Consider the following 19,287-nt stretch of genomic DNA (forward strand, 5'->3'; position numbering starts at 1 on the left):
CTTAGAGCTGCCAGGAGCCAATGTCGGCATTCACGCCGTCGCCGTCGGGCTGGCCGTCGGCGCCCAGGGAGAACACGTCGACTTCGCCATTGGCGCCGGGGTTGAGGTAGTTGTAGGGACGGCCCCAGGGGTCGTTCGGCAGGCGTTCCAGGTACGAGCGCCAAGTGCCGTTCTTGGCGTCGGCGGGTTTCTCCACCAGCACCTTGAGGCCCTGGTTCATGCTCGGGTAGCTGCCGTGGTCCAGGCGATAAAGCTTCAAGGCTTGCATCAGCCCGCCAATGTCCTGTTTCGCCGCCGTCGCCCGGGCCTGGTCGGGACGGTCGAGCACCTTGGGCACCACCATGGCCGCCAGGATGCCAAGGATGACCACCACGACCATGATTTCGATCAGGGTGAAGCCCCGCTGCCCGCGTGGGCCTTGGGGACGGGCGTTGTAACGGGCGATCTGCATCTCGACGGTCCTTCGCTGGATTCGATACGAGGCGCAGTGTTGCAAGAAAATATGTCAGTGATATTGAAATTGCTCAGGAGCTTGCGTCGTCAATCGGTCACGAACGCGGGCTAACCTCAAGGGCTGCATTTGCCTTGAGCCCACCCCATGCCCCGCCCCGCCTCGCACGCCGGCTTCACCCTGATCGAAGTGCTGGTGGCCCTGGCGATCATCGCCGTGGCCATGTCGGCCGCGGTGCGTGTTGCGGCGGTGATGACCCAGGGCAATGGCTTGCTGCGCGACAAATCCATCGCCCTGCTGGCCGCCCGCAGCCAACTGGCGCAATTGCAATTGGAGGGCCGGCTGGCACCCGGCCTGAAGGTGTTCGACTGCGATCAGGGGCGCCTGTTGCTGCGCTGCGAACAGACCTTGCGCACGGCGCAGGACGGTCGGTTGTTGCGGGTGGAACTGAACGTGTCGGACCGCAGCCGCGAGGCCCCGCCGCTGGCGCGGCTGGAGACGTTGGTTGTTCGGGAAAACTGAACCACGGATGTCGTGGCGAGGGAGCTTGCTCCCGCTCGGTTGCGCAGCAACCGCAAAACGTTGGGGCCGCTGCGCAGCCCAGCGGGAGCAAGCTCCCTCGCCACAGTGTTCAGCGTGGCCGGGTCAGGACCGGCAAACTCACCGAATCCGGCAACTGCGCCAACGCCAGCCGGGTCTGCTCGCTGCCACGCTCGATCACCACCGCTTGCGCCTCGATCGCCACCAGCCGCACGCCTTGGGCCACCCGCTCGCCCACCAGGAAGCTGCGCGGCGGGCCCTCGTTGAGGCTCAGGATCGCCACGGCGCCATGGGCACCGGCCATCACCCCGCTGACCTTGATCTGCACCGGCGCCGGCTGGTTGGAGAACCATTGCAGCGCCGGGCTATCCGAACGCTCGGCCATGCGTTGCGGGGCGACATCCGGCGTGCGCGACTCGGCAGAGGTCAGCAACAGCGACGACCAGGTCGCCACCCCAGCCAACGCCGCCAACAACGCCAGCGCCTGGACGATATGCGCCGGGGATACCCGTTCGATGAACGCCATGGCCTGAATCTCCTTTTTAATTCCGACCCCCAGCGTACCCGGCAAATCTCTCCGTTTTATTTCACACCCTTATCATCTTGCCCGTGCAGGATGGTCCCGACGCAAAGGAGCGCGCGATGGCCCGGGACACGCAACGCGGTTTCACCCTGATCGAATTGATGGTGGTGCTGGTGATCATCGGCATCGCCAGCGCGGCCGTGAGCCTGAGCATCAAGCCGGACCCGCTGAAGGTGCTGCGCCAGGACGCCGAGCGGCTGGTGCAGTTGCTGCAACTGGCCCAGACCGAAGCGCGCACGGATGGGCGGCCGATCACCTGGCGCTGGGACGCCAAGGGTTTCAGCTTCAGTCGCCGCGGCGACCAGGACACCGCGCTGGATCGCTTCAAGGATGATCCCCAGTTGCATCCGCGTCGCTGGCAGAGCCCGTCGATGGACGTTCGCGTGGAGCCCAGGCAACGGGTGGTGCTCAACGCCGAGTGGCTCGGCGAGCCGTTGCAGATCCGCCTCTCGGATGGCCAGAACAGCCTGAGCGTGCAACGCAATGCCGCCGGGCGGGTGCAGATCCAATGAACGCTCGGCAAACAGGTTTCACCCTGCTGGAAGTCATGGTGGCGATTCTGCTGATGGCGGTGGTCAGCCTGATCGCCTGGCGCGGGCTGGACAGCGTGACCCGGGCCGACAGCCATTTGCAGGCCAGTACCGAGCAGACCGAGGCCTTGCTGCGGGCGTTGAATCAGTTGGAGCGCGACGTGGCCCTGCGCGCCAGCATCGAGTTGAGCGAGCCGCTCAAGCCCGGCATCGACGACGAACCCTCGACCGCTCCACCCGCCCTCACCGTGCGCAGCACCGACGGCCAGGGCTTTCGCCTGGATGTGATCCGCGTGGCCGCCGCCCGGGACGGCGCGCTGCAACGGGTGCGCTGGTGGCTAAAGGGCAACACGCTCTACCGCGCCCAAGGCCCGGCACGCGACCGCTATCCGCTGCCCGCGCCGGATGACGGAGTCGCCGTGCTCAATGAAGTCAGTTCGGCGGGACTGCGCTACTGGGACAAGGACAAAGGCTGGCGCAAGCTCAGCGGTAACCGCCAGGAGAACCCATCCGGCATCGAAATCAGCCTGACCCGCGAGACGCCCCAAGGCACTGAACGGTATCGACAGGTGTTAGGGCCGTTGGAGTAAGGCGAAGCTGATTCAACGGCAGCAGGATCAATGCCCCACAGCTGCATCCAGTGCAACCGCAGACGTTAGGTCGGCTGTCAGGCCGCCTTCGCGGGCAAGCCCGCTCCCACAGGGGATTGAGGTTTGGCCGCGAGAGTCATGCCGTCTTCGCGAGCAGGCTCCCACAGTCAATGCTCCACCGCGAACGCTGTGGGAGCGGGCTTGCCCGCGAAGGGGCCCGCCCAGACGCCGCCAGGCTCAACTCAGGACCACCACACCGCCCGGCAGCTCGGTGCATTTTGCCCCATAGGCATCGCGGATCAGCAGCGCCACGCCCGCCAGTTGGTCGAGGCGGAACCGCGCCTGGACCTTGCGCAAGCCCAGTTCGCGATTGAGCAGCAGCAACATGCCAGGGCGGTAGCGGTTGATTTCATCGATGACGCTGGCCAGGGTCGCGTCGTTGAACACCAGCACCTGGTCGCGCCAGGCAATGGCCGCCGAAACGTCGGCCTGCTGGGGCGTACCGACCCGGGCGGTGTCGTAGGTCAACTGCATGCCCGGTTCCAGGCGAAAACGCTGGCCCCGCACCTCGACCTGGACGATGCCTTCCAGGCAGGTCGCACAGACCCGCTGATCGGTGTAGCGAACGTTGAAGCGCGCCTTGGCGGCGCTGATCCAGCCGGCGCCGGCCTGGACGCTGACGGCCTGGGTGCTGCGCCCCAGCACTTCAATCTCGCCGCCGAGCAACTCCAGGCCGGCCCCGCCATCGTTCAGGGCACGACGGCTGAGGCGCGTCTGGGTGTTCAGTTCCAGGCTGACGCCATCGGCCAGTTCCACCCGGCGCTGCTCACCGACATCGGTCACATAGTCGGCGCCCAGGCCGGACACACCACCCGGCACCGTCGCCCGGATCAACAGGAAACCGGCCGACGCCGCAATCGCGCCCCCGAGCAAGGCCCGTCGACCGAAATGCCGCGGCGCCTGCAACGCCGCGACCGCCGGTTGCAAACCGTGCCACAGCGCCTTGGCGTCTTCGAACGCTTGCGCGTGTTCGGGGCTCTGCCCGCACCATTGGCGCAGGGCCCGGGCATCGGCCACGGTGGCGCGCCCCGAGGTGAGCAGGATCAACCAGTCTCGGGCCTCGCCGGCCAACCGGGCCCGGGGCGTGGCGTCAGGGGAAGTGATGCTGAAGATATTCAAGCGCAAACACACTCGCGAATGGGTCGGGTCTCTACTCTCAAGACGGTTTTCCCGCGCCGGGACCGAACCGCTGAATGACTTTTCTTTCCAGACGCAGGGCGCAATGCCCCAGCGCAGCCTTGACTTCCTTTTCCACCATGCGCGTGGAAATGCCGAAACGCTGGGAGATTTCCAGGTGCGGTGCTTCTTCCAGGCGCGCGGCAATGAAGATCCTGCGCCGCCGCGCCGGCAGCTCGTACAAGGCCTTGAGCAGGATCTGCAACTCCTTCTGCCCGCCCACCACCCGGGCCGGGTCCTGCGCTTCATCCGAGACCTGCAGCAACTCCTCGACCTCATCGCCGGTGAGCAGCCGGGCATCGGCCTGGCGGCGGTCGGCCGCGATGTTCAGGGCCATGCGGTACAAATAGGCGTTGGGCTGGGCGATCTCCTGGGTGTCGACCATGCGATCGACCCGCAGGTAGGTTTCATGCAGCACATCATTGGCCAGTTCCTCGGAACCCAGGCGCCGACGCAGGCGTACCTTGAAATCCTCATACGAGGTGAGGAACAGCTTCACCAATGGGCTGCGGCCGATCTCTTTCATCGCCCGGACACCCCTTCCCCTGCTGTGCATTCCATGCTTCTTCCTGATGAGTCGGGTAACAAGAGCAGGGTCACCGGCTGGCGCAGCGAACTGGGCGCCGGGCGGTCGATCCTGAGGTTTTGCAAGCTGTTGACCAACGCCTTGTCCCGCAGCAGATCACCCGTGGAACTGACCAGGCGACTGTGCTGGACCACCCCGTCACGGCCGATCCAGATCTGCAACACCGCCCGAAAGCTGCCCGGTTGGGTCAACGGCGAGCGACACAGGTTGCGTTGGATCACCGTCTGGATCGCGGCGGCGTAGTTGCTGTCGCTCAGGCCCGGCGTGACACCGGCAGGCAGCGCCACGTCGCGGACCTGCACCGGCTGCAACGTGAACGCGTCTGCCCGGGCGTAATGCGCCGCCAGCCCGGTCCCGCTGAGCAGCACCCTCAACCCGTCGGCGGGTGTGAACCGCCCCTGGACGCCCAGCGTCTGGCGTTGGCTCGACAGCTGATGGTCCACCAGCACCGCCATGCCCGTCGCGCGGCTGAATTGCTCCAGCGCCGTGGTCAGTGCCTGGGGCGCGATGTCCAGGTCCACCAGGCTCGCCGCCTGGACAGGCCCGGTCAACAGGCACCACGACACCACCAGCCAGCCCAAGGGCGCCCAGGTCAAACCACGTCTGCCCCCGCCCCCGGCTCTGCCCTGCTGCACGACTGACGTATCCGTTGAAAACCGTCATCCTGAGGGGTGTTTATGAATGTCGTATGACATCTGATACAAATCCCCCGCAGCGCACTAGACTGATGCCCTGACAACGCACCGTCCCCCTGGGACGGGCCAGGAGGTCGGTGATGAAACAGTGGATGCGCATGACAGCGGGCCTCGGTCTGCTGCTGGCCCTGCCCTGGGCCCAGGCGGAAGAGGCGCCGGCGTGTATCGAGGTGACGGTCGGCGGCTACAAGACCCCGGACTACAACTGCCTGAGCCGGCAGATGGGCAATGACCCGCAAGCGGCGGCTACCGCGCAACGGGCCCGGGAAGCGCTGGACGTACCCGTCAACGAACGCGCGCCGAATAGCCTCGGCCTGGTCACCCCGGCAGCCACCGGGGTGCGTATGGGCAATGCGTTTGGCAACTCGGTGAAACCGCAGCGCCCCCCTGCTGCGCCGAACAACTCACCGTTGCCCAAGTGACGATGCTGCCCTCGCCACAGGATGGCATCCAGATATGAGTTGGCAGGTCATCAACCGCCCGGACGCTGGCGAAAACTCACCGCCAGGCGGTTCCAGCTGCTGATGGTGCTGATCGCCAGGGTCAGGTCTACCAACTCTTCCTCGCTGAAACAGCCGCGGGCCAGGGCGTAGACCTCGTCCGTCACCTGGCTTCGAACCAGCAGCGTGACCGCTTCGGTCCAGGCCAGGGCGGCATGTTCGCGGGGAGTGAAGAAACCGCTGTCACGCCATACCGCTACGGCATACAGACGCCGCTCGGTTTCGCCCAGGCGGCGCGCCTCCACCGAATGCATGTCGGTGCAGAAGGCGCAGCCGTTGAGTTGCGAGGCGCGGATCTTGACCAGGTGCAGCAGCGCCGGCTCGATACTCAGGCGACTGGTCATGGCTTCCAGGCCGATCATGGCTTTCATTGCCCCCGGGGAGGCACTGTAGTAATCCAGACGCGGGCTCATGGCGGGCTCCGTGGCGATTGAAGCCTTTACGGTAGGCCCTGGGGGCGTTCGGCGACAGGTCCAATTCGTCGAAAAATCCGGGACCAGCACGCAGCAGGCCAATCGGCGGGATTTTCTCCACGCAACTTCAAAGCAGCGGCACAATGCGGGTAATCTTGCGCCTTTGACGCTGGCCGCCAGCAATCGCCCAGGAGCCTGCGGGTATGGAACTTCATGTTGTCATCAACGGCCGCAAGGACCTGGCGGGCCAGCTGTATCAACAACTGCGCAGCGCCATCGAAGGCGGTCGCCTGGCCGCCGGCACGCAGTTGCCGCCCAGCCGCCTGCTGGCCGAGCAACTGGGCATTTCCCGCAAGACCGTTTCCGACACCTACGCGCAGCTGACCTACGAAAACTTCCTCACCGGCATCATCGGCAAGGGCACCTACGTCAATGCGCGACCGGCCCGGATCGTGCGCAAGCAAAGCCACCGCGAACTGGCCGGCGCCGAGGTGGTCGAGGCCTGGCGCACCATGCCGGACCTGATGCGCCATCCGACCCTGGAAGGCGCCCTGCGCTACGACTTCATCGGCGGCGCCACCGGCAAGGGCCAGTTCCCCCTGGACGACTGGCGCCGCTGCACCGCCCATGCACTGCGCCAGATCGCCAGCGCCAAGGGTTTCTATAGCCAGCCCGAAGGCCTGCCGGCGCTGCGCAACGCCATTGCCCGGCACATCGCGTTTTCTCGCGGGGTCAATTGCCAGGACGATGACGTGGTGGTGTGCAACGGCGCGCAGCAGGCCCTGGACCTGATCTCGCGAGTGTTGACCCGCCCCGGCAGCCTGGTGGCCATGGAAGATCCGGGCTATCCGCCGGCACGCTTGCTGTTCGGTTCCCAGGGCGCGACGGTGACCGGGGTGCCGGTCGACGAGCAAGGCATGCGCGTGGACCTGATTCCTGACGGCACACGGCTGATCTATGTCACGCCGTCCCATCAGTTTCCCCTGGGGATGCCCATGAGCCAGGCCCGCCGCGAAGCCTTGCTGGCCCGGGCCTACGAACTGGGGGCAATCATCATCGAAGACGATTACGACAGCGAGTTCCGCTACGAAGGCCGGCCCGCCGATTCGCTGCAGAGCATGGACGAGCGCGGGATCGTGGCGTATGTCGGCACGTTCTCCAAGACGTTGCTACCCGAACTTCGCCTTGGCTACGCCATCCTGCCGCCGGCGATCCTCGAAGCGGTGATCCTGGCCAAGCGCCTCACCGACCAGCACACCTCCACCCTGCCGCAATGGGCACTGGCCAAGTTCATCGCCGAGGGTTGCCTGCTCAAGCACATCCGCCGCTGCCACACGCTGTACGCCGGCCGACGCGAGCGCCTGCTGGCGCGCATGGCCGGGGATCTGTCGCCGTGGTTCGACGCCGTGCCCACCACGGCCGGCTTCCACATGGCGGCGTTGTGCAAGGTGCCAATCGACCTGGCGCTGGTGATCGAACTGGCGAAAAAAGCCGAGATCGGGCTGTACAGCCTCGAAGGCTTCTTCAATGAAACGCCGGTACGACCGGGCCTGTTCTTTGGCTTTGGCGCCATCGAGACCCTGGACATCGACATCGCCCTGGACCGTCTGCGCGACATCTTGCAGCAAGTCGCCTAAGCCATTGGACTGGTGGTTTATCGGCCCATTGGCTGTTTGAGCATGGACCCGACGGGCTTATCCTGCACGGGTGTCATCAAGGGTTGAGTAACATCCGTCCGACTTGATTCAGGAGCCCGAACAATGTCTCGCCACGTGATCAATACCGTAGAAGTGCAGGCCGCCGCCGGGCGTTCGGAGGAACTGGGCCGGCAGTTGCAGCAGATCGTCGAAACCCTGCGGGCACTGCCGGGCTGCGATGCCTACCTGGTCGACCGTTGCCCGGAAGACGGCGACCGTTGGAGCGTCAGCGGCCGCTGGCAGTCGGAAGCGGCCATGCAGGCCCACTTCAACTGTCCCGAGGTACAGGGCTTCATCAGCCTGATCGACAACCGCCTGGCGCGCAGCGTGGACTTCAACAGCTTTCCGATCGTCTGATGCCGCGTCGTGCACACAAACCCGTGGCGAGGGAGCTTGCTCCCGCTGGGTTGCGCAGCAGCCCCTTTTATGAGCGCTTCGCACTCAAGCGGGAGCAAGCTCCCTCGCCACAGGTTCGGGGCTCGCCAATTGCGTATGGGTAGATCTCGATTGGTCTACCCACCTTCCGAAAGATTGGACGTTTGTTTGCCAGGACATGGGGCTTAGGGTGGGTTCATCGAGAACCACTCAACCCAAAGGTCCTACCGCCATGAAAGCCCTCTACCTGATCGCCGCCCTCAGCTTGCTGCCCGTTACCCCAGTGCTCGCCCACGACGTGGCCCCTTCGGAAAAGGTCAATGTGTTGCAGGAAAAAGCGCTGAAAAACCTGCCCGGCAAAAAAGCGATGATGCTGACCGTGGACTACGCCCCGGGCCAATCCTCCATCGCCCATAAGCATGAGGGCACGGCGATGGCCTATGTACTCGAAGGCGCCATCACCTCCCAGGTCAAGGGTGAGCCGGCGATCACTTACAAGGCAGGCGAGTTCTGGTATGAAGCCGCAGGCTCCGAGCACCTGGTGTCGAAGAATGCCAGCACCACCGAACCGGCGAAGCTGCTGGTGTTCATGGTGTTGGGCGAGAAAGAAGCGGTGTTGATTCCCCTGAAGAACTGACACGGGCTTGCTCGCGAGTGCAGTGGCTCAGCTGATGAAGAGGTTGACTGGCCCACCGCTTTCGCGGGCAAGCCCGCTCCCACAGTGTTATTGGGTGGGCTCAAGATGTGTGCCCGCCCCAGATTCTCTTGTGGGAGCGAGCTTGCTCGCGAATGCAGTGGGTCAGCTGATGAAGAAGTTGACTGACCCACCGCTTTCGCGGGCAAGCCCGCTTGTGTCTGAGTAAGGGAATAAACTCTGGGGTGAGAGGGGTAGATGGCAAGCTGTGAGTCCGCGGTGCTTGAAGCACGAGTGGGAGCAAAGCTGCCATCTACCTTTCTACTCTGGCCCATAAGCCCGAACAGTTGGACGAGCGGCACTCGAATCACAAGCGTGGGCAAAGCCAGAGCACTCTCATTTCTGAGTGTAAGAGGGTTTTGCCATGATTTCCTGGGTCGGTATCGATATATCCAAATCAAATCTCGTCGTTTGGGTTCGACCACAGAACCAAGGCTACGAGGTCCCCAATACGCCTGAGGGTTTTGCACAACTGGTCGAACAGCTAAGCCCGTACACGATTGGCCGGGTGTTACTGGAAGCCACGGGCGGCTATGAACGAAAGGTTATGGCAGCACTGCAGGAGGCAGGTTTCAATGTGCTCAGGATCAACCCTCGTCGGGCTAGAGCCTTCGCCGTAGCAATGGGCAAGAATGCCAAGACCGACCCCATCGATGCGGCTGTTCTTGCCGATTTTGCCGAAGCTCTGCATGCGTCTCACGAAAAGCCCATTTCACCTGAGCGTGAAGCACTGCGGGAGCTGATTCAGCTGCGCGAACACTTCGTCCAGCAACGAGATGACAACAAGCGCCGGCTACAGCAGGCTCAGCTTCCGGCGGTTATCGAGGTGATCAAAGATCATATTCGCTACCTGCAAATCCAAATCAAGCAGTTTGGCAAAGCCATTAATCAAAGCATGCGTAAGCTGGATGCGGAGAAAGCCGACCGACTCACATCAGTTAAAGGGATCGGCACTGTGGCGACTGCTAGTTTGTTGGTTTACCTGCCTGAGCTCGGTGAGCTTGATCGCAGAGAGATCGCGTCCCTGGCGGGAATCGCCCCCTACAACGACGACAGTGGCAATCACAGCGGCAAACGTCAGATTTACGGAGGAAGAGCGCGGGTCAGACGTGCGCTTTATATGTCGTGCTGGGTTGTCATCCGCTATCACGCCGACTTCAAGGCCCGGTACGAAGCACTTCGAGGGCGAGGCAAGAGCGCGAAAGTCGCGCTCATCGCCTGCATGCGAATATTGCTAATCAGACTGAATGCCATGCTTCGAGACGGCACTGAATGGCGGTGACGGGTGGCAGAGGTAAGACAGTTGCTCCCACAGTGCTGTTTGGTGGATTCCGGTCCGAACGGGGGTAAAAAAAAACCCGCATCTCTCGATGCGGGTTTTTTCATTTCAACGCCGGATCAGTTGGCCGTCACGACCGTCTGACCTGCCAGCGCCAGGTCCAGCAGTTCGCGGTTGGCGACTGCGTACATGGCGTAGTCGGTGCCGCTGGCGGCACGGATGTCTACCAGCATGGCGCGCCAGCGCTCGACCATGTCCTGGTGCTGCTCCAGCCACAGGGCCAGGCGGGTTTCCACGTCCTGGGAACCGTCGCCCTCTTGCAGGACCGAGATGGTGATCGCCCGTTGCTGCCAGTCGACATCATCGCGGAACGCTTCGCGGGCCAGGGCCTGCCAGTTGTTTTCCACCGGCAATGCGCTGATCTGTTGCAGGTACCAGGTGACGTCCAGGGCACTGCCCACGGCGAAGTAGGCCTTGGCCACGTCCGCGGCGTTCTGGCCGGTGACGTCCGACGCCTCGATGATCGGCAGCAAGGTGTACAGGTGGGTGGTGCCTGCAACCATGCGCGCCAGCAACTCCGGCACACCGGCGGCCACGTAGGCCTGGTAGCGGGTCTGCCAACCTTCGCGGGTCGGGCCTTCCAGCAGTTCGTCGAGCTTGAGGCCCAGCGCGGCCAGGTGCGGACCGAAGTGAGCGACGTCGCGGGCGGCGTTCTGCTCGTTGCGGCGGCTGCGCAGGAACCAGCGAGTGGCGCGGCGGCCCAGGCGCATCAGCTCATCCATCAGCTCCAGTTGCACGTCGGCGGAAACCTGGTGGTCCAGGGCCTCGATCTGACGGAACCAGTGCGGGAGATGGAAGATGTCACGCACGATCACGTAGGCACCCGCCACGTTCGCCGGGCTCATGCCCGTGGACTCCTTGAGCCGTTGAACGAAGGTGATGCCCATGTGGTTGACCAGGTCGTTGGCGATCTGGGTGCTGACGATCTCGCGCTTCAGGCGATGGCGGCGCATGGCCTCGGAGAACTTGCTCACCAGCGTTGGCGGGAACGCGGTTTCCATGTCACGGGTCAGGTAGTCGTCATCCGGGACCAGGGAGTTGAGCAGCGCTTCCTTGAGGTCGATCTTGCTGTAGGAGATCAGCACCGACAGTTCGGCACGGGTCAGGCCATGGCCTGCCGCAACGCGTTCGGCCAATTGCTCTTCGGTAGGCAGGAACTCGATGGCACGGTCCAGCTTGCCCCGCGCTTCCAGGTCGTTCATCAGGCGCTTGTATTCGGCGATCCGCACGAATGCACGGCGGGCCGCCAGGGACAGCGCCTGGGTCTGCTTGTAATTGTTGCCCAACACCAGGCCGCCGACTTCGTCGGTCATGCTCGCCAGCAACTGGTTGCGTTGCTTGTCGGTCATGTCGCCAGCCTGCACCACTTCGTTGAGCAGGATCTTGATGTTCACTTCGTGGTCGGAGCAGTCCACACCACCGGCGTTGTCGATGAAGTCGGTGTTGGTGGCGCCGCCATGCAGGCCGAACTCGACGCGACCCAGTTGGGTCATGCCCAGGTTACCGCCCTCGCCCACGACCTTGCAGCGCAGCTCGTTGCCGTTCACGCGCAACGCATCGTTGGCCTTGTCGCCGACGTCGGCGTGGCTTTCGGTGCTGGCCTTGACGTAGGTGCCGATACCGCCGTTCCACAACAGGTCCACCGGTGCCTTGAGCAAGGCGTTCAGCAGTTCGGTCGGGGTCAGTTTGTCGGCGCTGATGTCGAAGCGCTCTTTCATCTGTGGCGAGATGGCGATGCTCTTCGCGCTGCGCGAGAAGATACCGCCGCCTTCGGACATGATGCTGGTGTCGTAGTCGGTCCAGGCCGAACGCGGCAGGTCGAACAGGCGCTTGCGCTCGGCGAAGCTGCTGGCCGGTTCCGGGTTCGGGTCGATGAAGATGTGCAGGTGGTTGAACGCGGCCACCAGTTGCAGCTTGTCGGACATCAGCAAGCCGTTGCCGAACACGTCGCCGGCCATGTCGCCGACGCCCACCACGGTGATGCTGTCTTGCTGGACATTGATGCCGCGCTCGCGGAAGTGGCGCTGCACGCCAACCCACGCGCCCTTGGCGGTGATACCCATTTTCTTGTGGTCGTAACCGGCCGAGCCACCGGAAGCAAAGGCATCGCCCAGCCAGAAGCCGTAGTCGATGGCGATGCCGTTGGCGATGTCGGAGAAGGTCGCGGTGCCCTTGTCGGCCGCCACCACCAAGTACGGGTCATCGTCGTCATGGCGCACGACGTTGGCCGGCGGCACCAGGGCGCCGTCCTTGAGGTTGTCGGTGATGTCCAACAGGCCCGAGATGAAAATGCGGTAGCAGGCGATGCCCTCGGCCGCGATCTCGTCGCGGCTGCCACCCAGCGGCAGGCGACGCGGCAGGAACCCGCCCTTGGCGCCGACCGGCACGATCACCGAGTTCTTCACTTGCTGGGCCTTCACCAGGCCGAGCACTTCGGTGCGGTAGTCTTCTTCACGATCGGACCAGCGCAGACCGCCACGGGCAACGTTGCCGAAGCGCAGGTGCACGCCTTCGACCCGCGGCGAGTAGACGAAGATCTCGAACTTGGGCACCGGCTTGGGCAGTTCGGGGATCAGGTGCGGGTTGAACTTGAAGCTGAAGTAGGACTTGTTCTGGCCGTTGGCGTCGGTCTGGTAGAAGTTGGTCCGCAGTGTGGCCTTGATCAGGTCCAGGTAGCGACGCAGGATGCGGTCTTCGTTGAGCACCTGGACGTCGTCCAGCGCCGTGAGGATCGCCTGTTCCAGGCGCAGCTGCTTGTCTTCCAGGTCCTCGGCGCTGAGTTTGCGCGCCAGGTAGAAGCGGGTCTTGAACAACCGGGTCAACTCGCGGGCGATGTCGGTGTGGTTGTTCAGGGTGCTGGCGATGTAGCCCAAATCGAAGCCCAGGCGGATCTGCTTCAGGTAACGGGCATAGGCACGCAGCAGCGCCACGTCGCGCCATGGCAGGCCGGCGGTCAGCACCAGGCGGTTGAACGCGTCGTTTTCGGCATCACCGCGCACGATGTGCACGAACGCATCCTGCAACGTGTCGTTGAGCTGCTGGATATCCAGGTCCAGGCCTTCGGCGGCGGTGAACGCGAAATCATGGATCCAGAACTCGCGGCCATTGGTGTGGCGCAGGCGGTACGGGAATTCACCCAGCACCCGCAGGCCGAGGTTTTCCAGGATCGGCAGGACGTCGGACAACGCCAGCGGCGTGTCGGCGTGATACAGCTTGCAGTGCAGCTCACGCTGGCCGGAAACCTGGCCCAGCGGCTGGTAGAAGCTCATCACCAGCGGGTTCTTTTCATTCAGGCTCAGCAGGTGTTGCATGTCGACCACGGCCGAGTGCGCGGCGAAGCGCTCGCGGTAGCCGGCCGGGAAGCCTTTGGGGAAGTCGGCCAGTACATTGGTGCCCTGGGCTTCGCCGAAGCTCTCGATCACCAGGCTGGCGTAGTCGTCCTTCCAGCTGCGGCAGGCCTGGACCACTTCTTTTTCCAGCAGCAGCGGGTCGATGTCGATCCGGTTCTTCGGGTCCACTCGCAAGATCAGTTGCACGCGCGCCAGGACGGATTCGGAGAAGAACGTCCAGAACTCGCAGTCCGTGGCCTTCAGGCGGTCCATCAGCACCTGCTGGATCTTCTGCCGCACTTCGGTGGAATAGATGTCCCGTGGCACGTAGGCCAGGCAGTAGCAGAAACGCCCATACGGGTCTTTGCGCAGGAACACGCGGATCTTGTTGCGTTCCTGGATCTGCACGATGGACATCACGGTGCTGAACAATTCGTCGACCGGGGTCTGGAACAGGTCGTCACGGGGCAGCACTTCGACCACCTGGGCCAGTTCCTTGCCCAGGTGCGCCTTGGCCTGGAAGCCCGAGCGACGCTCGATTTCCTCGACCTTGCGCCGGATGTACGGGATGACCCGGACACTTTCGCCGTACACCGAGGAGGTGTACAGGCCCATGAAGCGGCATTCCTTGATGACCTTGCCGTTGGCGTCGATTTCACGGATCGACACGTAGTCCGGGTACGCCGGACGGTGCACGCGGCTCGGGTGCGCGGCCTTGGCGAACGACAGCAGGGTTGGTTCGCGCAGGTAATTGACGGCGTAGTCTTCGATGCGCAGGTCATCGGCGGTGAGGCCAGCGCGCAGCAGCTTGGTCAGGCCCAGGAAGGACTCGGGGTTGTACTCGATGTGGCCGCCATCGGCGTCTTCACGCACCACGAACTCTTCATAGCCGAGGAACGTGAAGTGGTTGCCCACCAGCCATTCCAGGAAGCTCTTGATCTCGCTCTTTTCGTCGGCATCGATGACGTGGGCGCTGTCGTCCAGGCCCGCCAGGATTTCCTGGACCTTGGCCTTCATCGGTTCGAAATCGGCCACCGCCACGCGCACTTCGCCCAGCACTTGCTCGAGTTCCTTGGTCAGGACACTGAGTTCGGTGGCGTTGGCGCAGCGGTCGATTTCCAGGTACATCAACGACTCTTGCAGGATGCCGTCGCCCTGGGTGCCCTTGGGCAGGATTTCCAGCAACTCGCCCTTGCTGCCGCGACGCACGCTCAGGACGGTGGTTTGCAGGGTATGGATGCTGTAGCCGCGACGGTTCAGTTCGGTGCGCACCGAATCCACCAGGAATGGCAGGTCGTGGTGCAGCACTTCCACTGCCGTGTGCGTCGACTGCCAGCCGTGGCGTTCGTAGTCGGGGTTGTAGACACGCACCTGCGGTTGCGCGTGGTCGAAGCGCTCAAGCAGGCGCCAGGCAGACAGGGTGCAGCCGGCGAGGTCGGACAACCGGCGTTGGGTGAGTTCATCGAGGGAAATGATGCCGAAGAATTGTTCAGCGAACAGCGCCACTTGTGGCAGTGCCTGTTCACTGATGTGCTGCGCCAGTGCCGCTTGCAGTTGGTGCTGGAAGTCGGCTTTGCTGGCTGCGGTGAAGAACGCCATCTGTGGTACTCCGCTTGGGCTTGTTATTGATGGAAGCGTCGCGTGCAGCCCCTTTCGGGGCCGTCGGCCATCCCGTTCCTGATTCTCGGGCAGAGGAAACAGGATGACAGGTGGGTGAAGCTGGACGGGACCCGCAGGTCACATTCCTTTTCCATGTAATTTCCATGTAATGAACACCTGCAAAAAACACCCTGGGGGCGGCCTTTGCAGGAGCACATCCGTTGCGCAGCTTAACGAGTGCGATCAGGTGCCTGCTTGCAGCGCTGCGACATATTCGGTCATCGGCTAGCTGTCTGGCACAGACGTCCTGAACAACCCTAGCAGCCCGAGGGCCAAACGGCACCCCGGGGCATGAAATCCCATGCAGGTTGTGCGCCGGTTGGCAGTAACCCTGCAGAAAATCATCGAGGCTGGCAAACTCCTCCTTTTGCACCCGCAGGGCTCATTGAGCCAGGAGCCATCACCATGCAAATGACCACCGCCCTTCTGATCGCCAACCCGTGCGACGACGAAGAAGACAACATGGCCATGCTCTGCTGCCACAGCACTCAAGGCGACATGTTCCTGATGACCCGCTACCCCGACGAAGACAGCCTGGAGATCGCCCTGGATGGCGAACCGTCGACCCTGGACGGGGTCAAGGTCACTCTCAGCCCGACCCGCTTGCTGATTGAAATTGCCGCGGCAGATGCCGATGCGTTGAATGGGGATGATGTGCTGGAGATCACCCATGACACCGATGAAGCGGACTTGGCCGAGGTGGAGCTGACGTTGCAGAACATTCTCAGGGATGTGGGGACGTACGTCAGGCTGGTTTGATTTCAGCGTTTGTAAGGCCGCCTTCGCGAGCAAGCTCGCTCCCACAGGGGATCGACACAACGCCTCCAACCATTGTGGGAGCGAGCTCGCTCGCGAAGACGTCAGGTCAGTCACCACCTTCTTCACTGACCCACCGCCTTCGCGAGCAAGCCCGCTCCCACAGGGATCGACACGACACCTCCAACAATTTTCGGCAAGCCCGAATCCGGATCACGCCCACACCGCCGGTCGCACCCCTCGCACAATGCCCTTGACGACCCATCGGGTTCTGAGGTTTCCTGAAACCGGTTTCAGAGCCGCTAATAACTCCAACAGGCAGGTTTACAACCGTGAATTCCTTTTCCGCCGCCCAGCGCAGCCGCGTGACCATGCTTGACGTCGCCGAACGCGCCGGGGTTTCCAAGGCCAGCGTCTCGCGCTTTATCGGCGAGGACCGCGCCCTGCTCTCCGAGGCCATCGCCCGGCGCATCGAGCAGGCGATCGACGAGCTGGGCTATCGCCCCAACCAGATGGCCCGCGGCCTCAAGCGCGGCCGCACACGCCTGATCGGCATGCTGGTGGCCGATATCCGCAATCCCTATTCAATTGCCGTGATGCACGGCGTGGAAACCGCCTGCCGTCGCCACGGCTACAGCCTGGTGGTGTGCAACACCGACCGCGATGACGAACAGGAACGTCAGCACCTGGCCCTGTTGCGTGCCTACAACATCGAAGGGCTGATCGTGAACACCCTGGGCCATCACCGTGACGAGTTGCTCGAACTGCGCCGCGAAATGCCCCTGGTGCTGGTGGATCGCAAAGTCGATCGGCTCGAAAGCGACCTGGTGGGGCTGGACAACCCGGCGGCGGTGACGATGGCGCTCGACCATCTCGAACAACGCGGCTATCGCGACCTGCTGATGGTGACCGAGCCGTTCGACGGCACCAGTTCGCGGATCGAGCGCGTCGACAGTTTCAAGTCGGGCATCGAGCAACGCCCTGCCTTGGCCGGCGTCGTGGTGGAAATCTGCGATCAGTTGAAGGCCCGGATCCAGGCCTTCCTGGCCCAGCCTGGCCCGGGTCCCAAGGCGCTGTTCTGCGCCAACGGCATCGCCGCCCTGGCCGCCACCCAAGCGCTGCGGGAATTGGGCTGTCACCTCTTCGACGACGTGGGCCTGATCGCCCTCGATGACCTGGACTGGTACCCGCTGGTGGGCAGCGGCATCACAGCCCTGGCCCAGCCAACTGCCGAAATTGGCGCCCGCGCCTTCGAGTGCCTGCTCAAGCGCTTGCGCGGCGACAACGGGCCGATACAAACCCTGGATTTTGCAGCGCAGCTGATCGAGCGCGGGTCGACGCGGGGGGTGGTTCGGTGAAAGTGCCTTTCGCGAGCAAGCTCGCTCCCACAAGGAATCGTCGATATGGCACTGCTCCCCTGTGGGAGCGAGCTTGCTCGCGATGAGCCTCTCAAGCAGAACCTTTTTTTTGATCAAAACTGAAACCGGTTTCAGAGGTGTAAAACAATGAACAAGCCACCCGTTTCCATCAGCCTGTCCAGCTACGGCGCCGACCTGGTGCGCCAGCAAGGCCAAGGTCGTTTCACCACGCTACTGGCTGCCGCCGGCGCCTCGCGCATCGAATGGCGCGAGGAACTGCTGACCCACGAACAACCCGCCGAGCTGGCTGCCGACGCCCGGGCCCAAGGCCTGCAGAGTATTTTCTCCTCGCCCCTCGAGTTGTGGCTCGCTGACCGCACCCAGCCCAATCCTGACCTGGCGCCGACCTTGCAACGGGCCGAGGCGTTTGGCTCGACATGGTTGAAGGTCTCGCTCGGGCATTTCACCGGCACCCATGATCTGACCGCCCTGGCGCAGGTGCTCGCCACCAGCGCGGTGCAATTGCTGGTGGAAAACGACCAGACGTTGCAAGGCGGGCGGATCGAGCCCTTCCAACGGTTTTTCGCCGCCCTCGAACCACTGGGATTGCCCATCGGCATGACCTTCGACATCGGCAACTGGCAATGGCAAGACCAGTCCGCGACGCTGGCGGCCCGCGAGCTCGGACGCCACGTGCGGTATGTGCATTGCAAGGCGGTGGCCCGGCGCGACGACGGCAAGTTGATTGCGGTGCCACCGGTGCTGGCGGATCTGCACCTGTGGGAGCAACTGTTCAAACACATGCCCGCCGGCGTGATGCGCGCCGCCGAATACCCGCTGCAAGGCGATGACCTGCTGCAATTGACCACTGAACACGTGGCCGCCCTGGCCGGTCTCGGACAACCTCGTCGGGAGCCTGCCCATGCCTGAGTTCGATGTCTTGTCGTTCGGCGAAACCATGGCAATGCTGGTGGCCGACCATTGCGGCGACCTGGCCTGCGTCAACCATTTCAGCAAGCGCATCGCCGGGGCCGACAGCAACGTTGCCATCGGCCTGGCGCGGCTGGGCTTCAACGTGGCGTGGCTGAGCCGGGTCGGCGCCGATTCCCTGGGACGTTTCGTCGTGCAGACGCTGGAGCGTGAAGGCCTGGATTGTCGCCATGTGACGGTCGATCCTGCGCACCCGACCGGGTTCCAGTTCAAATCCCGCACCGACGATGGCAGCGACCCGCAGGTGGAGTATTTCCGTCGTGGCTCGGCGGCCAGCCACCTGTCGCCCGAGGCCATCGCCCCCACCCTGCTGGGTGCCCGGCACTTGCATGCCACCGGGATTGTGCCGGCGCTGTCGGCCACGGCCCGCGAGATGTCCCTTGAATTGATGAACCGCATGCGCGAGGCCGGTCGCAGCCTGTCCTTCGACCCCAATCTGCGGCCCAGCCTGTGGGCCAGCGAGTCGTTGATGATCCGCGAGGTCAACCGCCTCGCCGCCCTCGCCCACTGGGTCTTGCCCGGCCTCGGGGAAGGCCGCTTGCTGACCGGCTTCGACGACCCGGCCGACATCGCCGCCTTCTACCTGGACCTGGGCGCCGAAGCCGTGGTGATCAAGCTCGGTGCCCAAGGTGCCTACTACCGCACGCGGCTGGACCAGGGCTTCGTCGCCGGCGTACCGGTGGCCCGGGTGGTGGACACGGTCGGCGCCGGGGACGGGTTCGCCGTCGGCCTGATCAGTGCCCTGCTGGAAAGCCGGGGGATCACCGAGGCGGTACAGCGCGCCAACTGGATTGGCAGCCGCGCGGTACAGAGTCGGGGGGACATGGAAGGCTTGCCGACCCGCGATGAGTTACTGACTGAATTTGACGACGCCCATCGCGAGCAAGCTCGCTCCCACAGGGGTTGCCGCTAGACCTGTAGGAGCGAGCTTGCTCGCGATAGAGGCCGCAAGTACACCCCAAACAC

Annotated in this window: 19 protein-coding genes; 12 read left to right on the forward strand and 7 right to left on the reverse strand. The window is 63.7% G+C overall.

Annotated elements, in window-relative coordinates:
• Position 1 precedes the first annotated feature (1 nt).
• Positions 2-451, reverse strand: coding sequence for a type II secretion system major pseudopilin GspG (gene gspG / locus V3H56_RS15090; RefSeq protein ID WP_042732916.1), 450 nt, complete (start codon positions 449-451; stop codon positions 2-4).
• A gap of 147 nt (positions 452-598) precedes the next feature.
• Between gspG and gspI the strand changes: the two genes are divergently transcribed.
• Entirely contained in the window at positions 599-973 is a 375-nt protein-coding gene (gene gspI / locus V3H56_RS15095) for a type II secretion system minor pseudopilin GspI (protein ID WP_338473540.1), read from the forward strand.
• A gap of 109 nt (positions 974-1,082) precedes the next feature.
• On the opposite strand, the gene V3H56_RS15100 is transcribed toward gspI, so the two are convergent.
• Entirely contained in the window at positions 1,083-1,517 is a 435-nt protein-coding gene (locus V3H56_RS15100; RefSeq protein ID WP_338473541.1) for a type II secretion system protein N, read from the reverse strand.
• Between the two features lie 116 nt (positions 1,518-1,633).
• Between V3H56_RS15100 and gspH the strand changes: the two genes are divergently transcribed.
• Together gspH and V3H56_RS15110 are read left to right on the forward strand one after the other, a co-directional pair.
• Positions 1,634-2,086: a type II secretion system minor pseudopilin GspH gene (gspH, locus tag V3H56_RS15105; protein ID WP_042732041.1), complete on the forward strand. Its 453-nt coding sequence runs from the start codon at positions 1,634-1,636 to the stop codon at positions 2,084-2,086.
• Positions 2,083-2,694: a type II secretion system protein GspJ gene (locus V3H56_RS15110; protein WP_338473542.1), complete on the forward strand. Its 612-nt coding sequence runs from the start codon at positions 2,083-2,085 to the stop codon at positions 2,692-2,694. Before gspH ends, V3H56_RS15110 begins: the two co-directional genes overlap by 4 nt.
• A 237-nt stretch (positions 2,695-2,931) precedes the next feature.
• Here V3H56_RS15110 and V3H56_RS15115 read toward each other — a convergent pair whose 3' ends face one another.
• The 3 genes from V3H56_RS15115 to V3H56_RS15125 are packed head-to-tail and all read right to left on the reverse strand — an operon-like array spanning position 2,932 to position 5,085.
• Positions 2,932-3,873, reverse strand: a complete 942-nt coding sequence (locus tag V3H56_RS15115) for a FecR domain-containing protein (RefSeq protein ID WP_338473543.1) — start codon at positions 3,871-3,873, stop codon at positions 2,932-2,934.
• Between the two features lie 37 nt (positions 3,874-3,910).
• Positions 3,911-4,456: a sigma-70 family RNA polymerase sigma factor gene (locus tag V3H56_RS15120; RefSeq protein ID WP_042732043.1), complete on the reverse strand. Its 546-nt coding sequence runs from the start codon at positions 4,454-4,456 to the stop codon at positions 3,911-3,913.
• Positions 4,453-5,085, reverse strand: coding sequence for a secretin and TonB N-terminal domain-containing protein (locus V3H56_RS15125; RefSeq protein WP_042732049.1), 633 nt, complete (start codon positions 5,083-5,085; stop codon positions 4,453-4,455). The genes V3H56_RS15120 and V3H56_RS15125 overlap by 4 nt, the downstream gene beginning before the upstream one ends.
• A gap of 206 nt (positions 5,086-5,291) precedes the next feature.
• On the opposite strand from V3H56_RS15125, the gene V3H56_RS15130 reads away from it, so the two are divergent.
• Positions 5,292-5,633 carry a hypothetical protein gene (locus V3H56_RS15130; RefSeq protein ID WP_042732044.1) on the forward strand — a complete coding sequence of 114 codons (342 nt, stop codon included), beginning with the start codon at positions 5,292-5,294 and terminating at the stop codon, positions 5,631-5,633.
• Between the two features lie 50 nt (positions 5,634-5,683).
• Here the strand turns inward: V3H56_RS15130 and V3H56_RS15135 are convergent, their stop codons facing one another.
• Complete coding sequence (locus V3H56_RS15135) at positions 5,684-6,124, reverse strand: carboxymuconolactone decarboxylase family protein (protein WP_338473544.1); 441 nt, start codon at positions 6,122-6,124, stop codon at positions 5,684-5,686.
• Between the two features lie 203 nt (positions 6,125-6,327).
• Between V3H56_RS15135 and V3H56_RS15140 the strand changes: the two genes are divergently transcribed.
• The 4 genes from V3H56_RS15140 to V3H56_RS15155 all read left to right on the forward strand — a co-directional run bounded on the left by V3H56_RS15140 (position 6,328) and on the right by V3H56_RS15155 (position 10,172).
• Positions 6,328-7,761, forward strand: coding sequence for a PLP-dependent aminotransferase family protein (locus V3H56_RS15140; RefSeq protein WP_338473545.1), 1,434 nt, complete (start codon positions 6,328-6,330; stop codon positions 7,759-7,761).
• Positions 7,762-7,884: 123 nt separating this feature from the next.
• Positions 7,885-8,178, forward strand: coding sequence for a putative quinol monooxygenase (locus V3H56_RS15145; RefSeq protein WP_047737828.1), 294 nt, complete (start codon positions 7,885-7,887; stop codon positions 8,176-8,178).
• 250 nt (positions 8,179-8,428) lie between these two features.
• Positions 8,429-8,833: a cupin domain-containing protein gene (locus V3H56_RS15150; RefSeq protein WP_338473546.1), complete on the forward strand. Its 405-nt coding sequence runs from the start codon at positions 8,429-8,431 to the stop codon at positions 8,831-8,833.
• Positions 8,834-9,254: 421 nt separating this feature from the next.
• A complete protein-coding gene (locus V3H56_RS15155) occupies positions 9,255-10,172 on the forward strand; it encodes an IS110 family transposase (protein WP_047737935.1) in 918 nt (305 codons plus the stop codon).
• A gap of 116 nt (positions 10,173-10,288) precedes the next feature.
• Here V3H56_RS15155 and V3H56_RS15160 read toward each other — a convergent pair whose 3' ends face one another.
• The gene (locus tag V3H56_RS15160; protein ID WP_042732100.1) at positions 10,289-15,157 is read right to left on the reverse strand and encodes an NAD-glutamate dehydrogenase; all 4,869 of its coding nucleotides are present in this window, start codon (positions 15,155-15,157) and stop codon (positions 10,289-10,291) included.
• 465 nt (positions 15,158-15,622) lie between these two features.
• On the opposite strand from V3H56_RS15160, the gene V3H56_RS15165 reads away from it, so the two are divergent.
• The 4 genes from V3H56_RS15165 (at position 15,623) to V3H56_RS15180 (ending at position 19,234) form a co-directional block, all read left to right on the forward strand.
• Positions 15,623-15,976 carry a hypothetical protein gene (locus V3H56_RS15165; protein ID WP_047738773.1) on the forward strand — a complete coding sequence of 118 codons (354 nt, stop codon included), beginning with the start codon at positions 15,623-15,625 and terminating at the stop codon, positions 15,974-15,976.
• Between the two features lie 329 nt (positions 15,977-16,305).
• On the forward strand, positions 16,306-17,331 hold the full coding sequence (locus V3H56_RS15170) for a LacI family DNA-binding transcriptional regulator (protein WP_047738775.1): 1,026 nt from the start codon (positions 16,306-16,308) through the stop codon (positions 17,329-17,331).
• Positions 17,332-17,478: 147 nt separating this feature from the next.
• Positions 17,479-18,261, forward strand: a complete 783-nt coding sequence (locus V3H56_RS15175; protein ID WP_042732488.1) for an AP endonuclease — start codon at positions 17,479-17,481, stop codon at positions 18,259-18,261.
• Complete coding sequence (locus tag V3H56_RS15180) at positions 18,254-19,234, forward strand: sugar kinase (protein WP_042732489.1); 981 nt, start codon at positions 18,254-18,256, stop codon at positions 19,232-19,234. The genes V3H56_RS15175 and V3H56_RS15180 overlap by 8 nt, the downstream gene beginning before the upstream one ends.
• The last annotated feature ends 53 nt before the right edge of the window (positions 19,235-19,287 follow it).

It is taken from the genome of Pseudomonas sp. MS646 (assembly GCF_036693845.1).
In the GTDB taxonomy this organism is placed as follows: Bacteria; Pseudomonadota; Gammaproteobacteria; order Pseudomonadales; family Pseudomonadaceae; genus Aquipseudomonas; species Aquipseudomonas chlororaphis_E.

Coding starts and splice junctions, on each gene's coding strand:
- gspG (WP_042732916.1), bottom strand. CDS start 451: ATGCAGATCGCCCGTTACAACGCCCGTCCCCAAGGCCCACGCGGGCAG.
- gspI (WP_338473540.1), top strand. CDS start 599: ATGCCCCGCCCCGCCTCGCACGCCGGCTTCACCCTGATCGAAGTGCTG.
- V3H56_RS15100 (WP_338473541.1), bottom strand. CDS start 1,517: ATGGCGTTCATCGAACGGGTATCCCCGGCGCATATCGTCCAGGCGCTG.
- gspH (WP_042732041.1), top strand. CDS start 1,634: ATGGCCCGGGACACGCAACGCGGTTTCACCCTGATCGAATTGATGGTG.
- V3H56_RS15110 (WP_338473542.1), top strand. CDS start 2,083: ATGAACGCTCGGCAAACAGGTTTCACCCTGCTGGAAGTCATGGTGGCG.
- V3H56_RS15120 (WP_042732043.1), bottom strand. CDS start 4,456: ATGAAAGAGATCGGCCGCAGCCCATTGGTGAAGCTGTTCCTCACCTCG.
- V3H56_RS15130 (WP_042732044.1), top strand. CDS start 5,292: ATGAAACAGTGGATGCGCATGACAGCGGGCCTCGGTCTGCTGCTGGCC.
- V3H56_RS15135 (WP_338473544.1), bottom strand. CDS start 6,124: ATGAGCCCGCGTCTGGATTACTACAGTGCCTCCCCGGGGGCAATGAAA.
- V3H56_RS15140 (WP_338473545.1), top strand. CDS start 6,328: ATGGAACTTCATGTTGTCATCAACGGCCGCAAGGACCTGGCGGGCCAG.
- V3H56_RS15145 (WP_047737828.1), top strand. CDS start 7,885: ATGTCTCGCCACGTGATCAATACCGTAGAAGTGCAGGCCGCCGCCGGG.
- V3H56_RS15150 (WP_338473546.1), top strand. CDS start 8,429: ATGAAAGCCCTCTACCTGATCGCCGCCCTCAGCTTGCTGCCCGTTACC.
- V3H56_RS15155 (WP_047737935.1), top strand. CDS start 9,255: ATGATTTCCTGGGTCGGTATCGATATATCCAAATCAAATCTCGTCGTT.
- V3H56_RS15160 (WP_042732100.1), bottom strand. CDS start 15,157: ATGGCGTTCTTCACCGCAGCCAGCAAAGCCGACTTCCAGCACCAACTG.
- V3H56_RS15165 (WP_047738773.1), top strand. CDS start 15,623: ATGCAAATGACCACCGCCCTTCTGATCGCCAACCCGTGCGACGACGAA.
- V3H56_RS15175 (WP_042732488.1), top strand. CDS start 17,479: ATGAACAAGCCACCCGTTTCCATCAGCCTGTCCAGCTACGGCGCCGAC.
- V3H56_RS15180 (WP_042732489.1), top strand. CDS start 18,254: ATGCCTGAGTTCGATGTCTTGTCGTTCGGCGAAACCATGGCAATGCTG.